General features: G+C 44.2%; 13 protein-coding genes and 1 pseudogene. 8 read left to right on the top strand and 6 right to left on the bottom strand.

Annotated features, from left to right (window positions below):
• The 3 genes and pseudogenes from MAS10914_RS30540 to MAS10914_RS35720 form a co-directional block, all read left to right on the top strand.
• A partial coding sequence (locus MAS10914_RS30540; RefSeq protein WP_017317617.1) for a WD40 repeat domain-containing protein occupies positions 1-1,532 on the top strand: 1,532 nt, incomplete at its 5' end.
• A gap of 296 nt (positions 1,533-1,828) precedes the next feature.
• Positions 1,829-2,332, top strand: coding sequence for a hypothetical protein (locus MAS10914_RS0119410; RefSeq protein WP_156818195.1), 504 nt, complete (start codon positions 1,829-1,831; stop codon positions 2,330-2,332).
• Between the two features lie 205 nt (positions 2,333-2,537).
• Positions 2,538-2,720, top strand: a pseudogene (locus MAS10914_RS35720) (IS5/IS1182 family transposase); the annotation flags it as partial.
• A 52-nt stretch (positions 2,721-2,772) separates the two neighbouring features.
• Here MAS10914_RS35720 and MAS10914_RS0119405 read toward each other — a convergent pair.
• Entirely contained in the window at positions 2,773-5,940 is a 3,168-nt protein-coding gene (locus MAS10914_RS0119405) for a type 2 lanthipeptide synthetase LanM family protein (protein WP_017317615.1), read from the bottom strand.
• 238 nt (positions 5,941-6,178) lie between these two features.
• Here MAS10914_RS0119405 and MAS10914_RS34385 point away from each other — a divergent pair, with 238 nt between their 5' ends.
• From MAS10914_RS34385 to MAS10914_RS0119380, 5 genes are all read left to right on the top strand, one after another.
• The gene (locus MAS10914_RS34385; RefSeq protein ID WP_017317614.1) at positions 6,179-6,352 is read left to right on the top strand and encodes a hypothetical protein; all 174 of its coding nucleotides are present in this window, start codon (positions 6,179-6,181) and stop codon (positions 6,350-6,352) included.
• A 211-nt stretch (positions 6,353-6,563) separates the two neighbouring features.
• Entirely contained in the window at positions 6,564-8,366 is a 1,803-nt protein-coding gene (locus MAS10914_RS0119395) for an endonuclease (protein WP_017317613.1), read from the top strand.
• Positions 8,367-8,746: 380 nt separating this feature from the next.
• Positions 8,747-9,421, top strand: a complete 675-nt coding sequence (locus MAS10914_RS0119390) for a DUF429 domain-containing protein (RefSeq protein WP_017317612.1) — start codon at positions 8,747-8,749, stop codon at positions 9,419-9,421.
• A gap of 159 nt (positions 9,422-9,580) precedes the next feature.
• Positions 9,581-11,233, top strand: coding sequence for an IS1182 family transposase (locus tag MAS10914_RS0119385; protein WP_017313974.1), 1,653 nt, complete (start codon positions 9,581-9,583; stop codon positions 11,231-11,233).
• Positions 11,234-11,329: 96 nt separating this feature from the next.
• Entirely contained in the window at positions 11,330-11,770 is a 441-nt protein-coding gene (locus MAS10914_RS0119380) for a hypothetical protein (protein ID WP_017313973.1), read from the top strand.
• A 117-nt stretch (positions 11,771-11,887) separates the two neighbouring features.
• Here MAS10914_RS0119380 and glgP read toward each other — a convergent pair whose 3' ends face one another.
• From glgP to trpA, 5 genes are all read right to left on the bottom strand, one after another.
• The gene (glgP, locus tag MAS10914_RS0119375; protein ID WP_017317611.1) at positions 11,888-14,542 is read right to left on the bottom strand and encodes an alpha-glucan family phosphorylase; all 2,655 of its coding nucleotides are present in this window, start codon (positions 14,540-14,542) and stop codon (positions 11,888-11,890) included.
• Between the two features lie 492 nt (positions 14,543-15,034).
• Positions 15,035-16,102 (bottom strand): 3-deoxy-7-phosphoheptulonate synthase, encoded by a 1,068-nt coding sequence (gene aroF, locus MAS10914_RS0119365; protein WP_017317609.1) that lies wholly within the window; start codon positions 16,100-16,102, stop codon positions 15,035-15,037.
• A 109-nt stretch (positions 16,103-16,211) separates the two neighbouring features.
• Positions 16,212-17,309 carry an anthranilate phosphoribosyltransferase gene (gene trpD, locus MAS10914_RS0119360; RefSeq protein WP_017317608.1) on the bottom strand — a complete coding sequence of 366 codons (1,098 nt, stop codon included), beginning with the start codon at positions 17,307-17,309 and terminating at the stop codon, positions 16,212-16,214.
• Between the two features lie 104 nt (positions 17,310-17,413).
• Positions 17,414-18,655: a tryptophan synthase subunit beta gene (gene trpB / locus MAS10914_RS0119355; RefSeq protein ID WP_017317607.1), complete on the bottom strand. Its 1,242-nt coding sequence runs from the start codon at positions 18,653-18,655 to the stop codon at positions 17,414-17,416.
• 440 nt (positions 18,656-19,095) lie between these two features.
• A complete protein-coding gene (trpA, locus tag MAS10914_RS0119350) occupies positions 19,096-19,920 on the bottom strand; it encodes a tryptophan synthase subunit alpha (protein ID WP_017317606.1) in 825 nt (274 codons plus the stop codon).
• Positions 19,921-20,044 lie beyond the last annotated feature (124 nt).

Below are 20,044 nucleotides of genomic sequence, written 5' to 3'. Positions count from 1 at the left end.
GCAAAGAAATTAAAACCCTTACTGGGCATACAAGCCAGGTTTGGGAAGTCCACTTCAGCCCCGATAGTAAAATGCTGGCTTCTGCAAGTGCTGACAATACGGTAAAACTATGGGATACCTCCACCGGCACAGAAATTAAAACCCTAACTGGGCATACACAAGGGGTTGGGTGGGTCAGCTTCAGCCCCGATAGTAAAATGCTGGCTTCTGCAAGTGCTGACAACACAGTAAAACTGTGGGATACTTCCACCGGCAAAGAAATTCAAACCCTAACTGGACATACAAACTGGGTTTGGGGGGTCAGCTTCAGCCCCGATGGTAAAATGCTGGCTTCTGCGAGCGATGACCACACGGTGAAACTGTGGAATACCTCCACCGGCACAGAAATTAAAACCCTTACTGGGCATACAGAAAGGGTTAAGTGGGTTAGCTTCAACCCCAATGGTAAAATGCTGGCTTCTGCGAGTGATGACAAGACGGTGAAACTGTGGAATACCTCTACCGGCAAAGAAATTCAAACCCTGACTGGGCATAGAGATGCGGTTTGGGGGGTCAGCTTCAGCCCCGATTGCAAAATGCTGGCTTCTGCAAGTGCTGACAATACGGTAAAACTATGGGATACCTCCACCGGCACAGAAATTAAAACCCTTACTGGGCATAGAGATGCGGTTCGGGGGGTCAGCTTCAGCCCCGATGGTAAAATGCTGGCTTCTGCAAGTGCTGACGACACGGTAAAACTGTGGGATACCTCCACCGACAAAGAAATTAAAACCCTTGCTGAGCATACAAAGGAGGTTAATAGGATCAGCTTCAGCCCTGATGGCAAAATGCTGGCTTCTGCAAGTGCTGACAACACGGTGAAACTGTGGGATACCTCCACTGGCAAAGAAATTAAAACCCTAACTGGGCATATAGAAGGGGTTTTGGGGGTCAGCTTCAGCCCCGATGGTAAAATGCTGGCTTCTGCAAGTGCTGACAACACGGTGAAACTGTGGGATACCTCCACTGGCAAAGAAATTAAAACCCTAACTGGGCATATAGAAGGGGTTTTGGGGGTCAGCTTCAGCCCCGATGGTAAAATGCTGGCTTCTGCAAGTGCTGACAACACAGTGAAACTATGGAGATGGGATTTTGAGTATTTACTCAAGGAAGGGCGCAATTTTATGCGCGAGTACTTTAAAACCAATCCCCCTGATAATGAAAGCGATAAGCATCTGTGCGACGGTGTAGGCATTCCTGCAAGCGTCAATATACAAGCAGAACTCAACGCCTTATGTGAGATCCTAGCGAAGTTAGAAACCTCAGACCGTCGTAAAATTGACAATGCCTTTGAAGATGCCCAGGACGAGCTAAATAAGCCACAACCAGATAAAAACGAGGTGGGTAAGGCATTAGATCGAGCTTTTGACTATGCAAAGAAAGCCGAAGGGTTTGCTTCTATGATCGCAAAACTTCAGCCACATATCACTAACATTACTGCTTGGCTAGGTGATAATTGGCAATTGGACTTTGGACAAAGCTTTCTTCTTTAGATTTATTTATAGCTAAACTCTTATTGATCATAGGACTTACGCACTTTACAAATCAACTCTTGTGTGCATAACACTCTAGCGCCAACTTCCGTGCGGTTCTGCAATAGTCAGATCGAGCAAGAATTTCCCATTTCTATCTCACTCATGCATAAGTTGATTTTGCTTGCACTTAATTAAAGAAGGAAGGGCAGCAAATAAGTCTGATTCACATAATCAGATTTTTGTCAATGCGTAAGCCTAGATCAGTGTAAGTTCAGAAGATAACTACTGTAAATTAATACCAAATACGGAAAATCATGCTACACATCTTTATCTTTGTCCCTACCTCCCTACCTCCCCACCTCCCCATCTCCCCACCGATTAACCAGGTGGAATCAATGGCTATGTCTAATATTGGTGGATTTACACCCGATCATTTATTGCAGCAAATTTATGGAACAACGGTTTTAGATGAGCATGTAGATGTAGAATTGAGTGATGAGGAGTTAGAATTAATAGCCGGTCGTCCAAGACATGCCAGTGGCTATACTTCAGATCTCTTCGTAAATGACAGAAAAATAATAGATTTTCGTTCTGATGTTCAGCAATATGTGACCCGGAACGACCACCAAGGACTAATTAACCACATCATGGGACGATTTGGAAATTCTGGTATCCCTATTACACCTCTAGTAGCCGGAGTGATATCAGATAACCTTAGAGCCACAGCTCCTATCTTAATAAAACGTGAACATCGCGGCTTTAAAGTAAACCTTGATAATGGTCAGGTTTGCTATAATGATACTCCGTGTCCCTTTTGAGGTCATCATCGCTTACATTAACCCCATAAAACTGTGTTTTTGGTACATTCACTCACTAGCTGACAAACTTTCGGAAATAAACTTAAAAAATAAGGGTTTTAGCCATCGTCACTTTTGGAGTATCTTAAAAATAAAGGTTTTAGCCATCGTCACTTTTGGAGTATTCAGCATTTGTTATAATAGCGATTACCCAATAGCAGCTAGCACCGGAATGATTCGAGCCGTTGGTATTACTAAAGCTAATGCTCCAGAAGCATTTCTCACCGATGGAATTGAGCAGGACTTACAAAAGCAAAATGCAGAACTACCAGAACTACACATTGACCGAGCCTACTTGAGTAGTAACCTTGTTAAAAATCGAAGTGAACAACTTCAAATTTACAGTAAGGGGGAACTTCAGCTTAAAAAAGAAGAAGGTTTAAAAAAAGTCGCACACGGTACTAAAAGGATAATACTGAAGGAAGCGAATCTTCAACCAACCGCAATAACTCATAACCTATCCCCGCAGTCCCCTGAAATAAACCAGGATTAAACACAGAACTTGGCAATTTCAAAAATTGATAGCCTCCAGCAAGTTGAGCATCATTTACTATATAAGAAGCTCTTATAACTGCCTCTTCTCGTAACTCTGGGGGGTTAAGTTTTTGTGCAGCTAATAATAGCATTTCTATCTTGCCAAAATTACCGCACTCAATAGAATCTACATCTATCAAATCATTTGTACGTGTAGTTCTTAAAACTATTTCTAATTCTTGATAAACATCATTTGTATTTAAAATAGATAAGCTAGCTAAACACGCTAGAAGAATTTCCCCTGCAAGATCAAACCTACTGGATTGAATATTTTCTTCTGGTTGTTGTAGAAAGACACTCCACCCATAAGTAATTGCTGCCTTTGCTGCTGCTAAATAGGCTGAATCTGCGGTGACAGCATAGAGCCTGAGTAGAGCATAAGCAATTCCCCCTGCACCATGAAAGAAACCCGGATGTTGCCCTTGCTGTAAAATATTCCAAGCCTGGGGTATTCCTGCCACCTTCACTTGATGGTTTAATAAATGCTGACCGCAGTTAATAGCTCGTTCTAAAATCTTTGGCTCTTGAGTATGGTGATAGAGGGACAACAACCCCAAAATAGCCCCAGATGCCCCATAAATAATATCAAATTGCTGGTCAGCCGCAATCAATTCGGGGGTAATGAGATTGGCAATCCCTGCTGCATCTTCCACAAGTGCAGGTTCTCTGAGAAATTTGCTAATTGTCACCAAACCGTAGATAAGGGAACCTAAACCCATACCACCCCCAATTCCCTGTCTGGCAAACCTGCGATGGGACTCAAAAGAAAATGTCTGTAAAAACTTGCGGATAGAAAACAACGCTCCCATCACCAATTCTCGGAACTGGTTTGTTCCCCTCACATAATCCAAAGCTGCCAAAAATAGAGCAATACCGCTATTACCGTTGTAGAGATTGTCACCCAAAGGTTCAAACTGAAAACACTTAGCATTGGGAAAGTAGTTAAAACCAATCCACTGGACACTACCATCACTTCCCCAAATTGCCCGTGCTTGAATTTCCTCTGCCAGTCGCGTTGCTTCTTGGAGTAACTGTTCTTTTGTCAAAGGAACCAGGTTATGGCTCTGACTTTTCACGGGATCTGGAGTGATTGAATCTATCTGTAAATCTACTGACTTACCTTGAGCATAAAAACACCCTTTAATAATCTCTACTTGTCGCGACAAATCTGCTTCACTTAAGTTTTCTAGCTGAGTCTGCACAGTTTTGTAACTTGGTTCCTGGAAATACTCTGCAATAGATTCCCCTGGCTCTAACACCAGTTCATCGCTGCCAGGAACAGCACTAAAATAGGGAATATCTAACTGCTCCATTGCCTGGAGTTCCTTTGATAAAATCCGCCAATAGTGAGGTTTTTCGTCAACAACCACAAACGCTCGACTCAGGTGATCAATTTCTATACTTCTATCAATTCCATTACGCAGCCATTTTGGGGATTGAATGTGGTGTAAAATTTTTCCATAAATCGGCGTCATCCTAAAGATAAATCGTACCTGCACATTTTGCAATGCTGCCAAAGGACTATCCTCGGCTAGTAAAATATGCTGACGGGAAATTAACAAACGATACATCTGTTCAAATCCCCACACAATTTCATCAAGATAGTCGCTACCTGCCAGAGGAATACCATCTAACATGGGTACGTTCGTTAGTGCAGGAGAGGGATGGTTCTGACATCTGCTTAGGGCATTTTTTTGATAGGCAATGCAGCCATTTTCTAGAAAATCCCAACCAGGGAGAAGTCCGGTACGGACTACAGAATCCCAGAATTGTTTACCTACTATTTTCTCAACTTCCGTTACTTGGGGAAAGTCTACCATCAGTTTTGCCTCTGGGTGCATTAGGGTTTCCATATCAACCAGGACAAAATGTTCTCCATTGGCGACTAAATTTTGATGGTGACAGTCAGTGACTCTTAAGATATGCAGTAAACACAATAGCATTCCCGCTCGCTGGTAAAACCGTTGTGCTGCTGCTTTGTCTTCACAGGGTAGATGCTCAACATATTCTACCCAGCCATAATCAGAGCGATCGCATATTTTTAGAACTTTGAAAGGTAAGGAAATATCCTGCTGATTGCACCAATCTAAGAACTGAGTAAAAGCTACTTCTGCCCCTAAGCCTTTGGGTTTATATACTAGTTTTAGTCCCGACTCAAAGGTAAGGGCAATTACCGTTCTTCCTTGATGATGGGGATCGGAAAGCGAAGGCTGAATGTCAATGACTTTTCCTAGATGAGACTGGGATGGTGAAAATGTTTGCTGAATTGCTGGAATATCTGCTTGCAGACGCTGGATAAAATCTGCTATTGCTTCCACCCAAAAATCAATAGCAGTTGCCATTAAGCGTCCTAAAACGGGATATTGTTGGAAAAACCCTAACATTCCATTCCCTAAGAGTTTCTCCACAAAAGTATTGTATTCATCTTGATGAGTAGTCTGGTTTTGTGGTCTGATTTCCACTTCATGGAGAAGTTTCTGCTCCAAGGCAACAAAACGGGAATATTCTGCTGTCAATGTTTTGGCACTAAGATTGAGTAGTTTTTCCAACAAGCTACACTCAAAAGTGAGGTAAGAGGACTCAGAGAGTATTTTGAAAGGTAGATGTTCATCAGATAGGGAATTAGTACCCAAACGAATTAATAACTGCTGTCGCGCCACAGAGATTGCTGGTAGCAATAGTTCTTGAAATGCTAAAGGTTTCTGCGGATTTATCGTAGTCAATGATGGGGGATGAAAATTAGAAGCGGTTTCAATCATCGCCCTCAAAGTCTCCGACCAAACTGGTAAAACTTGGCTATCCACTACAGGGAGCGATCGCAGGGCCTGCTGTACTTGCTCAACATCTAACCCGTCCCAAAGTAGCCGCTTCTGGAATTTTTCCCAGTTTCCGTGAGCACTTACTTTACACCAGCGTTGAAGACGTGATATTAACTGTTGTTCGCTATCAGTAACTTGTAACTGTTTGCCCAGACGTTCAGATAAACAGCTAGCTTGAGCAATAATCTGCGTTAAGTCAGATGTTTTAACTTTCATTTTTTAGGAAACATTCCTTGGGAGTGCAATCATGCAAGAAGCAAGTTACGTAATTCGTAATTTATAGTACCGCTATTTGCTGTGCAAGCTACGTAACTAGAAATGTTGATTACAGAATTAGAATTTAGTATCGGGGCTTCAACAAAAAAGAAAGGGTAAAAAGGGTATAATTGTCGTTTCAATCATAATTTGACCAAGAGTTAACGTAATTTCAAGCGACACAGCCAGTAACAACAAATTGCACACTGATTTTTTACGCAAAGAACAAACTCATGCTGGAATGATTTTAGTGCAGCAGCAACGTTACTCTGTGGGTGAACTCATGGGCGGTATCTTGAGGTTAATTGCAGCTAAATCAGCAAAAGAAATACAGAATCAGATAGAATTTCTAAGTACTTGGATGGAGCAATAGTACTAATTCTCCAAAATAAGGCTACAGATACAAGCCTGGAAACTCAGATTACAGTGGTTTGCGAGTCAGTGAGGTACGTTGGTAGGGGTGAATGATCGTTTACCCTTACAATTGGGTGTACCTTACGCATATGAAAACTGCCATATCTTGACCAAACACAAACGCAAGAGAAAGACGACTAATCTCAAAAATGCCTTCATTGGAGGAGAAAATGAAATTCATCAAATTGCTCGTACTTAGTCTTGCTCTCATTTTCTTTGCATGGATAAGTCCACTGCAAGCTAGTCCATTAGCTCAAGTGCCAACTCCTACACCTTCAGTTGAGCAACGTGAAACAACATCCCTACAAAATTCACAGGATGTCCTGACCGTTGCGACTTTCAATGTTGAGAATTTAGATCCTAGAGATCGACGCTTTGATAATATTGCCGAAATTATTGTCAATAATTTGAAAGCACCTGATGTCATCAGTTTAAGTGAAGTTCAGGATAACAACGGTCCAACAAATGATGACGTTGTTAATGCAAACCAGACGTACCAAAAACTGATTGCTGCTATCGAAAATATCAGTGGTCCAGCATACGACTTTGTTGACATTGCGCCCAGAGACGATCAGGATGGTGGAGAACCTGGAGGCAATATCCGTGTCGGCTTCTTGTTTCGACCTAGTCGGGTAACCCTAGCTAAACTGCCTAGAAGAGGTGGTCCATTAGATGCTGTGGCTATTCGCCAAGGTGCAGATGGTGCTGACCTCTCCCTGAATCCTGGTCGTATTGACCCCACGAATAATGCTTTCGATGACAGCCGTAAGCCACTTGCAGCAGAATTTTTATTTAACGATCAAGAATTTTTCGTCATTGCGAATCACTTTGTTTCCAAACGTGGAGGTCCGCCAGACGACGCTAAACGCGAGAACCAAGCCGAAATTGTTAATCAATTCGTAGGGCAACTCTTGCAGGTAGACCCTGATGCCAACGTGATTGTACTGGGGGATCTGAACGATTTACCAGATTCCCTAACTCTGAAGACTTTGAAGGGAAATGTTCTTGAGAATCTGACAGAAAGTTTACCAGCTGGCGATCGCTATACTTACAATTTCCAAGGAAATCGTCAATTAATTGACCACTTGTTGGTGAGTAAAAATCTTTCCGTTGTTGCTCAACCTGAGATTGACATTGTACATGTCAACGTTGGCTTCAGCAGGTCAGTCAGCGACCACGATCCCATCGTTGCAGCGTTTACACTACCCACTCAAGCAACCACCGCTTCCCCAAGCCGTCCCGTTATTCAAGAGGCTGCTGCTAGTGATTCAGCAACTATATTGCCTGAGTTATCCAACTCATCTCTTGTTCAGGAATTAGCACAGGAGTATAGACCTAGCCAATCCTTGAACTATGATCGAGCAAGAGACGAAATGTTTGGTAGAATTGACAATCAAGACGGCGTTGTGACAGATGTTTACGCTAGTTATCAAATTCGTCTCACTGGCGATGGTGATCCTAGCCAGGAAGCTGACAGACTAGGACAGAATACCGAACATGTTTGGCCACAAAGTAAGGGCGCTGACAAGGGTAATGCCCGAAGTGACCTTCACCATCTGTTTCCTGCCAAAAAAAATATTAATAGCGAGCGAGGCAATAAACCCTTCGCTGATATAGCCGACACCAGCACTGAGGAATGGTATCGAGATGATACTGAGCAAACGACCATTCCTAGCAGTGAAATTGACGAATTCAGCGAATCAGCATTCTCTAGATTTGAGCCTAGAGAGAAGGTGAAAGGGGATATTGCCAGGGCAATGTTCTACTTCTACACTATCTATCGTAGCCAGGGTGACGCAATAGACCCCAATTACTTTAAGGATCAGCGTCAGACTTTGTGTCAATGGAACCAGCAAGACCCTCCGGACAATGCTGAAATTGAGCGCAGTCATGCGATCGCCGAATTTCAGGGGAATGACAATCCATTCGTGCTAGATATCACATTAGCAGAACGGGCATACTGTAATTCCTAAAACGGTGAGGGGATTGGGAATTGGGGATTGTCCAGTCCCCAGTCCCTAGTCCCTAAACACCTGAAGATTTGTGGTCTAACCATAAGAATAAGCTTTGTATATTCAATATAGCGGTTTGCAATTGGGTGAGGTACACAAAGAAATAATCAACCACAGATGGACAACGGACACTTGCTACAACGGGGGGAACCCTCCGTTCGCGTAGCGTGCGCTTTGCGCTCAGTTTGCCCGGAGGGAAACCCTCCTTGCAACTTCTCTCCGCAACGCAGTGTCCTCCAGATGGACACAGATAAATTTGTACTTCATTCAAACGAGATTTGTGTAGCCCCATTCTAGTCTGAGGGCATGATTGGATTCATGCAAGAGGTCTAATCGCTATAATGAAATTTCTTGGAATTGACTTAGGCTGGAAATCTCAACCCAGCGGCTTATGCTATTTACAATTAATAGACAAAAAACTGCAAATACAAGACTTAGACCGCAAAGATTCTATTGCAGATATCCTAACCTGGATAGATACTTGCGTAAAACCAGAAGAACCCGCGCTCATCGCTGTCGATGCACCCACCCTCATCCCTAACACGACTGGGAGTCGCCTACCGGACAAACTCACACACAAGCACTTTGGCAAATATCACGCTGGATGCTACCCTGCCAATCTCAGTCTACCTTTTGCAGAACGGACAGTAAAATTTGGCTTAGAATTAGAATCGCGTGGTTTTGCTCACGCACCAACCATCGAACCGCAAAAATACGGTAGATATCAAATAGAAGTCTTTCCCCATCCAGCGATAGTTCAATTATTTGGTTTAGAACGAATTCTTAAATATAAAAAAGGACGCCTCAGCGATCGCCGCTTAGAACTCATCAAACTCTACAATTATATTACAGATATCTTACCATCTCTCCAACCTCCTGTGCGCTTGAGCGCTTCATTTCTTAACGAAATTCCCACCACAGGCGCAGCCCTCAAACAAGTCGAAGACAAACTAGATAGCCTCATCTGTGCTTATGTCGCAGCATACTGGTGGTATTGGGGTGAGCAACGTAACTGATACCGTTGGCGAAATATTACTTAACATAAAAACGGAGAGTTTACGGTGTATTACATGATAAAGAGAGCTACACTCCACCATGTAATACACGGTAACAAAAAATGAACTTAGCTGCCTCAATTATCAATAAACTAGAAGAAATACCTTTGGAGGCAGTATATGTGCTTACATCCGGAAAAAATTCCTCCTGTTCCCAATGAAACGGTACGTGTAGCCAAAGCCGCGTTTCCCAAAGGTAATTTATATATGCGATTGCGTGATGAACTTGGGGTATTTTATCAGGATGAAGATTTCGCATCGCTTTATCCACAACGCGGTCAACCTGCACTTGCACCTTGGCGTTTGGCAATGGTACTGGTGATGCAATATTTAGAAAATCTTTCAGACAGGCAAGCAGCCCAAGCAGTGCAAGGACGGATTGATTGGAAATATGCTTTGTCGTTGGAGTTAACAGATCCAGGTTTTGACTTTAGTATTTTAAGCGAATTCCGTGATCGATTGATCTCAGGTGGTATTGAGCAGCAAATACTAGACAAGATGCTGTTGAGATTTCAGGAACTCAAACTGCTGTCAGCAAGAGGAAAACAGCGCACTGACTCAACTCATATACTAGCGGTGGTCAGAGAGTTAACAAGACTGGAACATCTGGGAGAAACCCTGCGGTATACTTTAAATGCTGTGGCAGAAATAGCACCCACCTGGCTGAAGTCATTGGCTCCCCCCGAATGGTATGACCGCTATAGCAAACGCTTTGAAGATTCCCGACTACCCAGAACGGCTCCAGAACGAGAAGCTTTGGCTGTGACAATTGGGGCTGATGGCTTTGATTTACTTGATGCTATCTATTCTCAAACAGCACCCGTTGAATTGCGACAACTGCCAGCCGTAGAAGTTTTGCGTCAGGTCTGGTTACAGCAATACTATGCACCAACAGAGAAAATTCAGTTACGCAATGAAAAAGATGGCCCGCCTTCGGCACTACGAATTCGCTCACCCTACGACTTAGAAGCGCGTAATAGTACTAAGCGCACTACCAACTGGACAGGGTACAAAGTGCATCTAACAGAAAGTTGTGATGAAAATTTACCTCATATCATTACTCATGTAGAATCTACTCCTGCTACAAGTCAAGACCAAACGGTTGTTCCCTCAATTCATCAAGCTCTGGAGCAGAAAGACCTTTTACCTCAACAGCATTTGGTTGATCAAGGGTATACTTCTTCCCAATTGCTTTCTAGCTCACAGCGAGACTATAACATTGATTTGTTCGGGCCAGTAGCCCTCAACGTTGGATGGCAAGCAAAAGCAGGTCTTGGATTTGATTTATCTCATTTTAAAATAGATTGGGAGCATAAAGCCGTATATTGTCCTCAAGGTAAGCGTAGTTACCTTTGGAAAAAGAATAAAGACGTTTATGGAAAACCCGTAATTTACGTCGAGTTTCGGCAGCGTGATTGTTTAGCGTGTCCGGTTCGGTCTCAATGCACTCGTGCAAAAACAAACCCTCGTGGGTTAACCATACAGGTGCAATCCGATTACGAAGCTCTTCAAAAAGCCAGGGAACGACAAAAAACTGAACAGTTTCAAAAACAGTATGGGCTGCGCTCAGGTATTGAAGGAACTATCTCTCAAGGAATCCGAGCATTTGAAATGCGCGACTGCCGTTATATTGGGCTAGCTAAAACTCACTTACAGCATATCCTGACGGCAGCCGCTATCAATCTAGGTCGAGTTTTCGCTTGGTTGGAGGAGATACCACGGGCTAAAACTCGCTCCTCACACTTTGCGCTTCTGGCAGAACCAAACATTTAAATCCTACGAAATAATCTGTTGCTTTTTCCGTGTATTACTCGGTGAGAGACCTGGTTTTCAGGTTAAACTAAGACGGTGTCATACACGGAAGTTGGGATGCTAAAACGAGATATTCAGGGGAAATTTGCTCTCAAGAATGAAGATTATCGTCTAGTTCGTTCATTGAGATTAACTGATGAAACCTGGAAGGCTATTGGTATTGCTTCTGAATGCTTAGGCTTAACCAGGGCTGATTATTTAGAACACATTACTAGGCATAAGAATCTACCGAGTATTACACGGTTAGACTCAGAAAATTTCACTCAGACTCGACCAGAAAACGAACCTCCTCCGTGTAATACACGACAAGAGGATTTTCATCAAACATCTAATCCCGTTATTACAGAACAGTCTATTGCTCTGCCAATGGTTGCAGAACTTGAAATTTTACGTGACCGTGTTTTGTCTGAACTGAAGTTAGGTAAACAAGCACCTGGGTATAAAACTGCTCAAAAAGCTCTCAATCGTTTCATTGTTGAACTGACCCGTTCAGTTTAGATGTTTTGGGAATTCGCCAACGGTATCCGTAACTTGGTACTTGGCGATCGCACCACTGGCTACATTGTCATCCCCAAATCAATCTTGTAGAGACGCGCCATGGCGCGTCTCTCAGCACTACTGCGCCCAAACAATCAGCCTTGGCTCATAAGGACTGGCAAGATGCCTATGTTTTGGCAAGACTCGCAAAGACAAGCCTTGCAAACCAGATATATTATACACGATTTCAGCCGTGTAAATACTTACTCCGTCCTGATCTTCTCCTTGGTAATCCATAACCACAGGGACACCGTGGACAATTTCGCCATTAGCATCAATGGCACCTTGGTAAAGTTCCACCTGCACATCATTGTTAGTCAAAGTTGCCAAGTCAACTTTGGCTGTGACCTTAACGGTTTGGTTGACCTTAATATCTGCTTCTGAGGATACGTGAACATCTTTAATTTTGATGTCGTACCAGTGTGTGGTGAGCTTTTCTTTCCAAGTAGCTAATTCTTTAGCTGGGGCATAGTTCTCGGTAGTGAGAGTGTGGTAGCGATCGCTTGCTGGGAAATAAGCGCGCTCTGCATATTCTCGCACCATCCGCGCCGTGTTAAAGAACGGACAATTTAACTGAATTGCATCCTTCATTTTATCAATCCAGCGGCGAGGCAAACCATCTACATCCCGGTCGTAGAACAAAGGTATAACTTCCTTTTCCAACAAATCGTAGAGAGCATTTGCCTCTATCTCATCTTGGTAAGTAGGATCGTCATACATTTCCCCATGTCCTATCGCCCAACCAGTACGAACAAAATCAGCTTCATCCCACCAGCCATCTAGTACGCTTAGATTTGGCAAACCATTCATAGCTGCCTTCATCCCACTAGTACCAGAGGCTTCCCGTGGACGGCGCGGTGTGTTTAACCACACATCGCAACCAGAAACCATTAATCGGGCTATGTGAATGTCATAATTAGGAACAAATACAATCTGCTTTTCCAGGTTTTGTTCCTCAATGAAGTGATTGATATCGCGAATGAGTTCTTTACCAGGAATATCCTTAGGGTGTGCTTTCCCGGCGATGACAAATTGTAACTTACGGTCTTTGTTGCTCAACAAAATCCGCTTAATCCGCTCAACATCCCGCATCCATAGGGTGGCGCGTTTGTAGGTCGCAAAGCGACGGGCAAAGCCGATAGTTAGAACTTTTGGGTCGAGAACTTCTTGTGCTTGAGCAATTTCTGAGGGAGAAGCACCACGGTCTCGCAAATGCTTCACCAGACGCTCCCGCACGTACATAGTCATATCCAAGCGGCAGCGTTCGTGATTGCGCCACAACTCTTCATCGGGGATAGCGTCCATCCGTTCCCACAGGGGGTTATCAGGCGGTGCGGATGACCAACTTGGTCCCAGGTAGCGGTCATACAACTCCTGTGTTGATTTTGCAACACAAGAGCGAGCATGGACGCCGTTAGTAATTGCTTTAATCGGCACTTCCTCTGTTGGCACATTCTGCCACAAACCCTTAAACATCTGCCGTGACACCACGCCATGCAGCTGTGCTACACCGTTAGAGAATGTGGCCATTTTGAGCGCCAGCACCGCCATACTAAAAGGCTCAGACAAATCACCAGTATTTTCGCGCCCCAAGGCTAAAAATTGGTCTTTATTCAAACCAAAGACATCAGCATAGTGTCCCAGGTAGTGCAACATTTTGTCTGGAGAGAACAAATCAATTCCCGCAGGCACGGGTGTGTGGGTGGTAAAGATATTACTAGAAGCCACCACTTGTTTGGCTTCGGTATAACTTAGCCCCTCTTCCTGAATAAGAATGCGGATACGTTCTAGGGCAGAGAATGCCGCATGACCTTCATTCATATGATAGGCAGTGACATCATACCCTAAAGCTTTTAGCATTCGGACACCACCGATCCCCAGCATAATTTCTTGGTGGATACGCATATCGATGTCGCCACCATAAAGCTGGTCTGTGATGTCGTGGTCGTAAGGATTATTGGGTTCAATGTTGGTGTCCATCATATACAATGGCACCGTTCCTACCTGTACACGCCAAACTCTGGCGTACACAGTGCGTCCTGGATAATCTACCGCAATCCGCAGTTCTGAACCATCAGGATTGCGTTCCAGGTGCAACGGCATATTGTAAAAGTCGTTGAGTGGATAGCGTTCCTGCTGCCAGCCATCGGCATTCAGATACTGAGCAAAGTAGCCTTGCTGGTAGAGTAAGCCCACACCGACTAAGGGTAGTCCCAAGTCGCTAGCAGATTTGAGGTGATCCCCTGCAAGAACACCCAAACCTCCAGAATAAACGGGCAAACAATCTACAAGACCAAACTCAGCCGAGAAATAGGCATAGCATTCTTGTCTTTTGTCCTTTGTGAGTCCAGTCCTGTTGGGCGTTAGCGCAGCGTCTTTGGAGGAGATACCCGTCAGAGTCCTTTGTCCTGTGTCATCTGACCCATGACCAGTTCGCTGTTTTTGATACCAGGTGCGCTCTTGTAAATAATCCTCTAACTGACGGGCAGCTCGATCCATTTGCGCCAGGAAGCCTTCATCTTCCACAACTTCCAACAGACGTGCTTGGCTAATGGTACCGAGCATCAAAACCGGGTTGTGACGGCTAGATTCCCACAGATCGGGATCTAAGCGGCGAAATAAATCTTTAGTCTCAACGTTCCAATCCCAGTGCAGGTTGTATGCCAACTTCCGCAACGGTTCTAGTCGCGGCGGTAGTGAAGGGGAGACATTAAAAGTGCGAATTGGCTGCATAGGTTAGCGAAACTCTAGCTTTAGCTATGGTTATTGTTTACTGTATTTCCTTAATGCTGCCAATTCTTTATACTATGTTTGTAAATTTACCATGATATTGTTAAGTTTTGAAACTTTCTCTCATTTTTAGCTGGAAAGCTTATACAGAGGCTCTTTCACATTTTATGCTTTAAGCTTTGCCCTATCCTCAATATTGAAAATGTTAACCATTCAGCGGGATTTTCTACGCAAATCAATTAAAGCTTAATGTTTATTTAACATAAGTTAACATTTTTCCTGTTAGGTGCTGGGGCAGTTTACGCCACACTATTACGTCACACTATGTTGACGTGCATTTGATTATCCATCCTCTTTTTGCAAGAGGTCTATTAAATTTTTAATAAACAGCAGAAGAATGATGCAAGATTTAAGCAATTTCAAATCTTGCACCATTCTTATTATTTATGAGGAAATGAATTTCCTAAGTGGTATTGCGAAAACGCAAAATGTATTCTAAACAGAAGCTACTAAGGTACGTTCCTGAGACCAGCGACCAACAGCATTGCCCATAACTGACATCTCTTGAACTAAGCGGTCAAACTTTTCAGGAGTTAGGGATTGTGGTCCATCAGAGAGAGCTTTGGCAGGGTTGGGGTGAACTTCAATCATCAATGAATCTGCACCTGCTGCGATCGCTGCCATTGCCATAGGAGCAACATACTCAGATTTACCAGTACCATGACTTGGGTCAATCATGATGGGTAGATGTGTCAGGTTTCTCAACACAGGAATCACAGACAAATCTAAAGTGTTGCGAACATATTTGGAATCAAAAGTTCTAATACCTCGTTCGCAAAGAATCACATTTGGATTTCCTGCTGCCAGAATATATTCTGCCGCCATCAACCACTCATCAATTGTGGCAGACATCCCACGCTTAATTAGGACAGGCTTATCTTGAGCGCCTACCTTCTTGAGCAAGGAGAAGTTTTGCATATTTCTGGCTCCTATCTGGATGACGTCAGCCACTCTAGCCAGTGCTGGTAAATCAGCAGCATCCATCAGCTCTGTGATGATACCCAAACCCGTAGCTTCACGGGCTGCTGCTAACAAATCAAGAGCGCTCTCACCATGTCCTTGAAACGCGTAAGGTGAGGAGCGAGGTTTGTAAGCTCCACCACGCAGAAACTTGGCTCCAGCTGCCTTAACGCGCTTCGCCGTCTCCACAATCATTTCTTCATTTTCAACGGAGCAAGGTCCAGCAACCAGCACAACAGGATGTTGTTCACCGATGTAAACAGGACCGTTTGGTGTGGAGATAACAACCTCGCTGGGTTCTCCATGACGGAATTCTCGGCTAACCCGCTTGAAAGGTCGTTCAATTCGCAACACTTGCTCAATCCAAGGGCTGTTATTCTGTATCTGCATTGGGTCTAAAGTGGCAGTATCGCCAATTAAGCCCAAAACGATTTTGTTTTGTCCGATACTTTTTTCTACAGTGACACCCCAAGCGTCACGCATTTCTTGGCTGATGCGAGTAATTTCATCAACAGGTGTACCATTCTTAACGATGATAATCATGTGTTTTAACCCTTCGTGTTGTTAAGCTAGCAATTCGCTATGCCGAGTCACTATTTACTTGTGATTAGTCATTAGTCATTCGTCAGCATGCTAATGACTACAAAGCTAATTACCGTAAAAATTCAGCCAGTTGTTCCAGCTTCTTCCAAGCTTCTCCGCTTTGCAGAACTTCTTTGGCAAGAGCAATACCTTTGATACAAGCTTCTGCAATATCAGTTGCTCCATCAATTGCTTCACCAACATAAAGTGCTAGTGCTGCATTCAAAGCGACGACATCTTGTTGCGCCTGCGTCCCTTTGCCTTGTAGAACTGCTTTTAAAATTTCAGCGTTTTCTGGGACATCTCCACCTTGCAATGCCGTAGTTGGTGCAAGAGTTAGACCTAAGTCCTTGGGATTGATGACGCCTGGGTGTACTTGTTGGTCTTTAAGGACAGCCAAGTCACTTAAATCTGCCAATCCAGCTTCATCTAACCTTTCTCGTCCAAACACCACGATCGCACGCCGAGTTCCCAGTTGTGACAATGCTTTAGCAATTGTTTCCACCAACAGTGGGTCACACACACCAATAATTTGTCCTGTTGGTCGCATTGGATTGACCAGAGGACCCAGCAGGTTAAAAACAGTACGCACTTTCAAAGTTTTTCGTAAACTGGCAACCGCCTTCAGTGCTGGATGCCATCCTGGAGCAAACAAAAAGGTGATCCCGACTTCATCGACTGCGGATCTGACCTTTTGGGGATCGGCGCTCAGATTGATCCCCAAAGCTTCTAACACATCAGCGGAACCAGTCTTGCTGGACGCTGAACGATTGCCATGCTTTGCCACTTTTACCCCTGCGGCTGCGGCAACAAAGGCAACAGCAGTGGAAATATTAAACGTGGAAGCTCCATCTCCACCTGTTCCACAAGTGTCAATGAGGGGAGATGTGGAGGGTGAAGAAAATTTTCCTTCTACGGACTGGGATTGTAAAACACCAGCCATACCCACTAATTCTTCTGCGGATACTCCTTTGGCTTGAATTGCTATCAAAATTGCTCCTGATAGCACTGGAGGAATCGTATCTGTGAGCCAACCCTGCATAAGATCTGCAGCTTGGGCAACAGAGAGCGATCGCCGATCTAGCAGTTGTTTCAACAAACTAGACCAATCGTAAGATTCAGGAGTGCCGGTGATGTTGTCAACCAAAGCTTGAGTTACAGCTGTCATTGTCTCAACTGTTAATGATGAGTCGTCAATAGTTATTTAGTCAATAGTCAAGAGTCAATAGTCAAGAGTTGTTGTTCTTGTGACTATTGACTTTTGACCATGGACTAGGGATTCAGGACTTTAGCAACCGTTTGCACATCTTTGTCGCCTCTGCCAGAGCAGTTTATGACAATCCGGGGACTACCATTTAACTGAGGACACAGCTTTTCGAGATAGGCGATCGCATGAGCGGTTTCCAATGCTGGAATAATCCCTTCTAGTTGAGACAGACGCTGTAACGCTTCCAAAGCCTCAGCGTCTGTTACACTGTAGTACTCAGCGCGACCAAGTTCCTTGAGATAGCTATGCTCAGGACCGACGCCAGGATAGTCCAAACCTGCACTTATTGAATGTGCTTCGATGACTTGACCATCATCGTCTTGTAATACGAAGCTCATAGCCCCGTGCAATACACCAATTCGTCCCAATGTCAAGGTTGCTGCGTGTTTTTGGGTATCAACACCTTCACCTGCGGCTTCAACTCCAATCAGGCGCACAGATTGCTCATCCACAAATTCATGGAACAGTCCAATCGCATTGGAACCACCGCCAACACAAGCTAAGAGAATATCAGGTATTCCTCCCCATTTCTCTTGAGCCTGAGCGCGAGTTTCTTTGCCAATGACAGCGTGGAAGTCACGTACAATCATCGGGTAGGGATGAGGACCTGCAACAGAACCAAGGATGTAGTGAGTCGTTTCTACGTTTGTCACCCAGTCCCGAATCGCCTCGGAAGTTGCATCTTTGAGTGTTCCAGTACCGGCTTCTACGGGACGCACTTCTGCTCCCATCAACTTCATCCGAAACACGTTCAGGGCTTGGCGTTGCATATCGTGGATGCCCATGTAAATCACGCACTGCAAACCAAAACGAGCGCATACGGTCGCAGTTGCTACCCCATGCTGACCTGCTCCGGTTTCTGCAATAATGCGCTGCTTGCCCATGCGCTTTGCCAGCAAGACTTGACCTAAAGCGTTATTGATTTTATGAGCACCTGTATGGTTTAAATCTTCGCGCTTTAAGTAAATTTGCGATCCTGTGCCATCTGGTCTAGCATAGTGTGCTGTGAGACGTTCGGCGAAATATAAGGGAGTGGCGCGTCCTACATAGTCCTTCAGTAAATTTTGTAACTCTTCTTGGAAACTTGGCTCGTTGCGGTATTGCTCATATGCTGTTTCTAATTCACTTAATGCAGGCATTAAGGTTTCGGGAACATACTTACCGCCGAACTTGCCAAATCTCCCCAAGGAGTCTGGTCTTGCAGTAGTAGATGCAACTTTAGCATTGATATCTGGGATGCTGACCACTGGTGAAAACCTCTTATCTTCTAAATAAATGTTCAGGAATTTACTCTGGTTTTATAAGCTCTCGTTTCTGGGCTAATGTCTCCAATTGGAGTTGTGACGAGAGACAGCAGCCCTCTTTAAGCGTTCTTTGGTAAAGCTAGGGAACGAGATAACTTTGTATTTTTGACCTTTGATAGAATCAGTGGGCGCTGTTGATGCTTTTGCAAAGATCTAGCAGCCGACATCGCAACTAAACGACCTAGAGCGAATATGCAATCAAACTTAAAGAACCGATTTTGGTGATGATTTTTGCAGGGTATCGTAGGTGAACCCCATCTTTATTCTGCCTTCGGTATCAGGTAGTCAGTGGCAGGACTCGCTTGTAAAAAGCATACCACTGATATACTTAGTGATTGTTCTGTCTCTGGGTTGATGTTTAATTGTGGGTTTCAAACTTAGAACTAAACTGAACCTACCGTTTGAAGCGATGGTCGGGCGATCGCTGCTTTCAATTCTTGACAAAGTTGTTCAATAGCTTGGAGTCCTTCACTTGGACTACCATTTGCTAACCTTTGAACAAAGGCACTGCCAACAATGACGCCATCGGCACCCCAATCCATTGCTTGACGTGCCTGTTCTGCGCCAGAGATGCCAAAGCCAAGACCAATTGGTTTATCAGTGATGCTTCGCATCTGGGTTAGCAAAGTCTTGACGCGGTCTTGCAGTTGGGAGCGAACACCTGTCACACCAGTGACACTGACAAGGTAGATAAATCCCTGAGAATACTTAGCGATCGCCTCAATCCGCTCTTTGGAACTGGTAGGCGCGACAAGCAAAATGACTTCTATTCCAAATTCGGCAGCAGTGTTGATTAACTCTTCTGCCTCTTCTAAGGGCAAGTCTGGTACAACTAAGCCCCGCACCCCGACATTTGCTAATTGCGCCAAAAACTGCTTAACTCCCCGATTGAGAATTGGGTTGTAGTAAGTAAATAAAATGATGGGCGCTTGTAAGTTTGGACTCACATCTGCAACCATCTCTAACACATGCTCTAACTTAGTTCCCTTGTGCAAAGCACGAGTGGCTGCTGCTTGGATCACAGGACCATCTGCTAGTGGATCGGAGTAAGGAACACCCAGTTCAATTAAGTCAGCGCCATTACGGTCTAAGATGTGTAAAGCTTCTCTTGTCGTTTGTAAGTCAGGATCACCAGCGGTCACAAAGGGAATTAGAGCGCACTGGTTGCTATTTCTTAAAGATTGAAAGCGTTGAGAAATGGAAGTCATCAGAATAATGCACCTATGTAATTGGTATTGGGTTAGTGGTTTGTTGTTAGTAGAACAAGTATCAACCATCAACTAACTACTATTAACTGTAATTGGTATTGGGTTAGTGGTTCGTTGTTAGTAG

Origin of the sequence: Mastigocladopsis repens PCC 10914 (genome assembly GCF_000315565.1) — a bacterium.
GTDB lineage: Bacteria > Cyanobacteriota > Cyanobacteriia > Cyanobacteriales > Nostocaceae > Mastigocladopsis > Mastigocladopsis repens.
The sequence above is the reverse complement of the archived record's forward strand: the minus strand, read 5'-3'. Positions and strand labels throughout refer to the sequence as shown.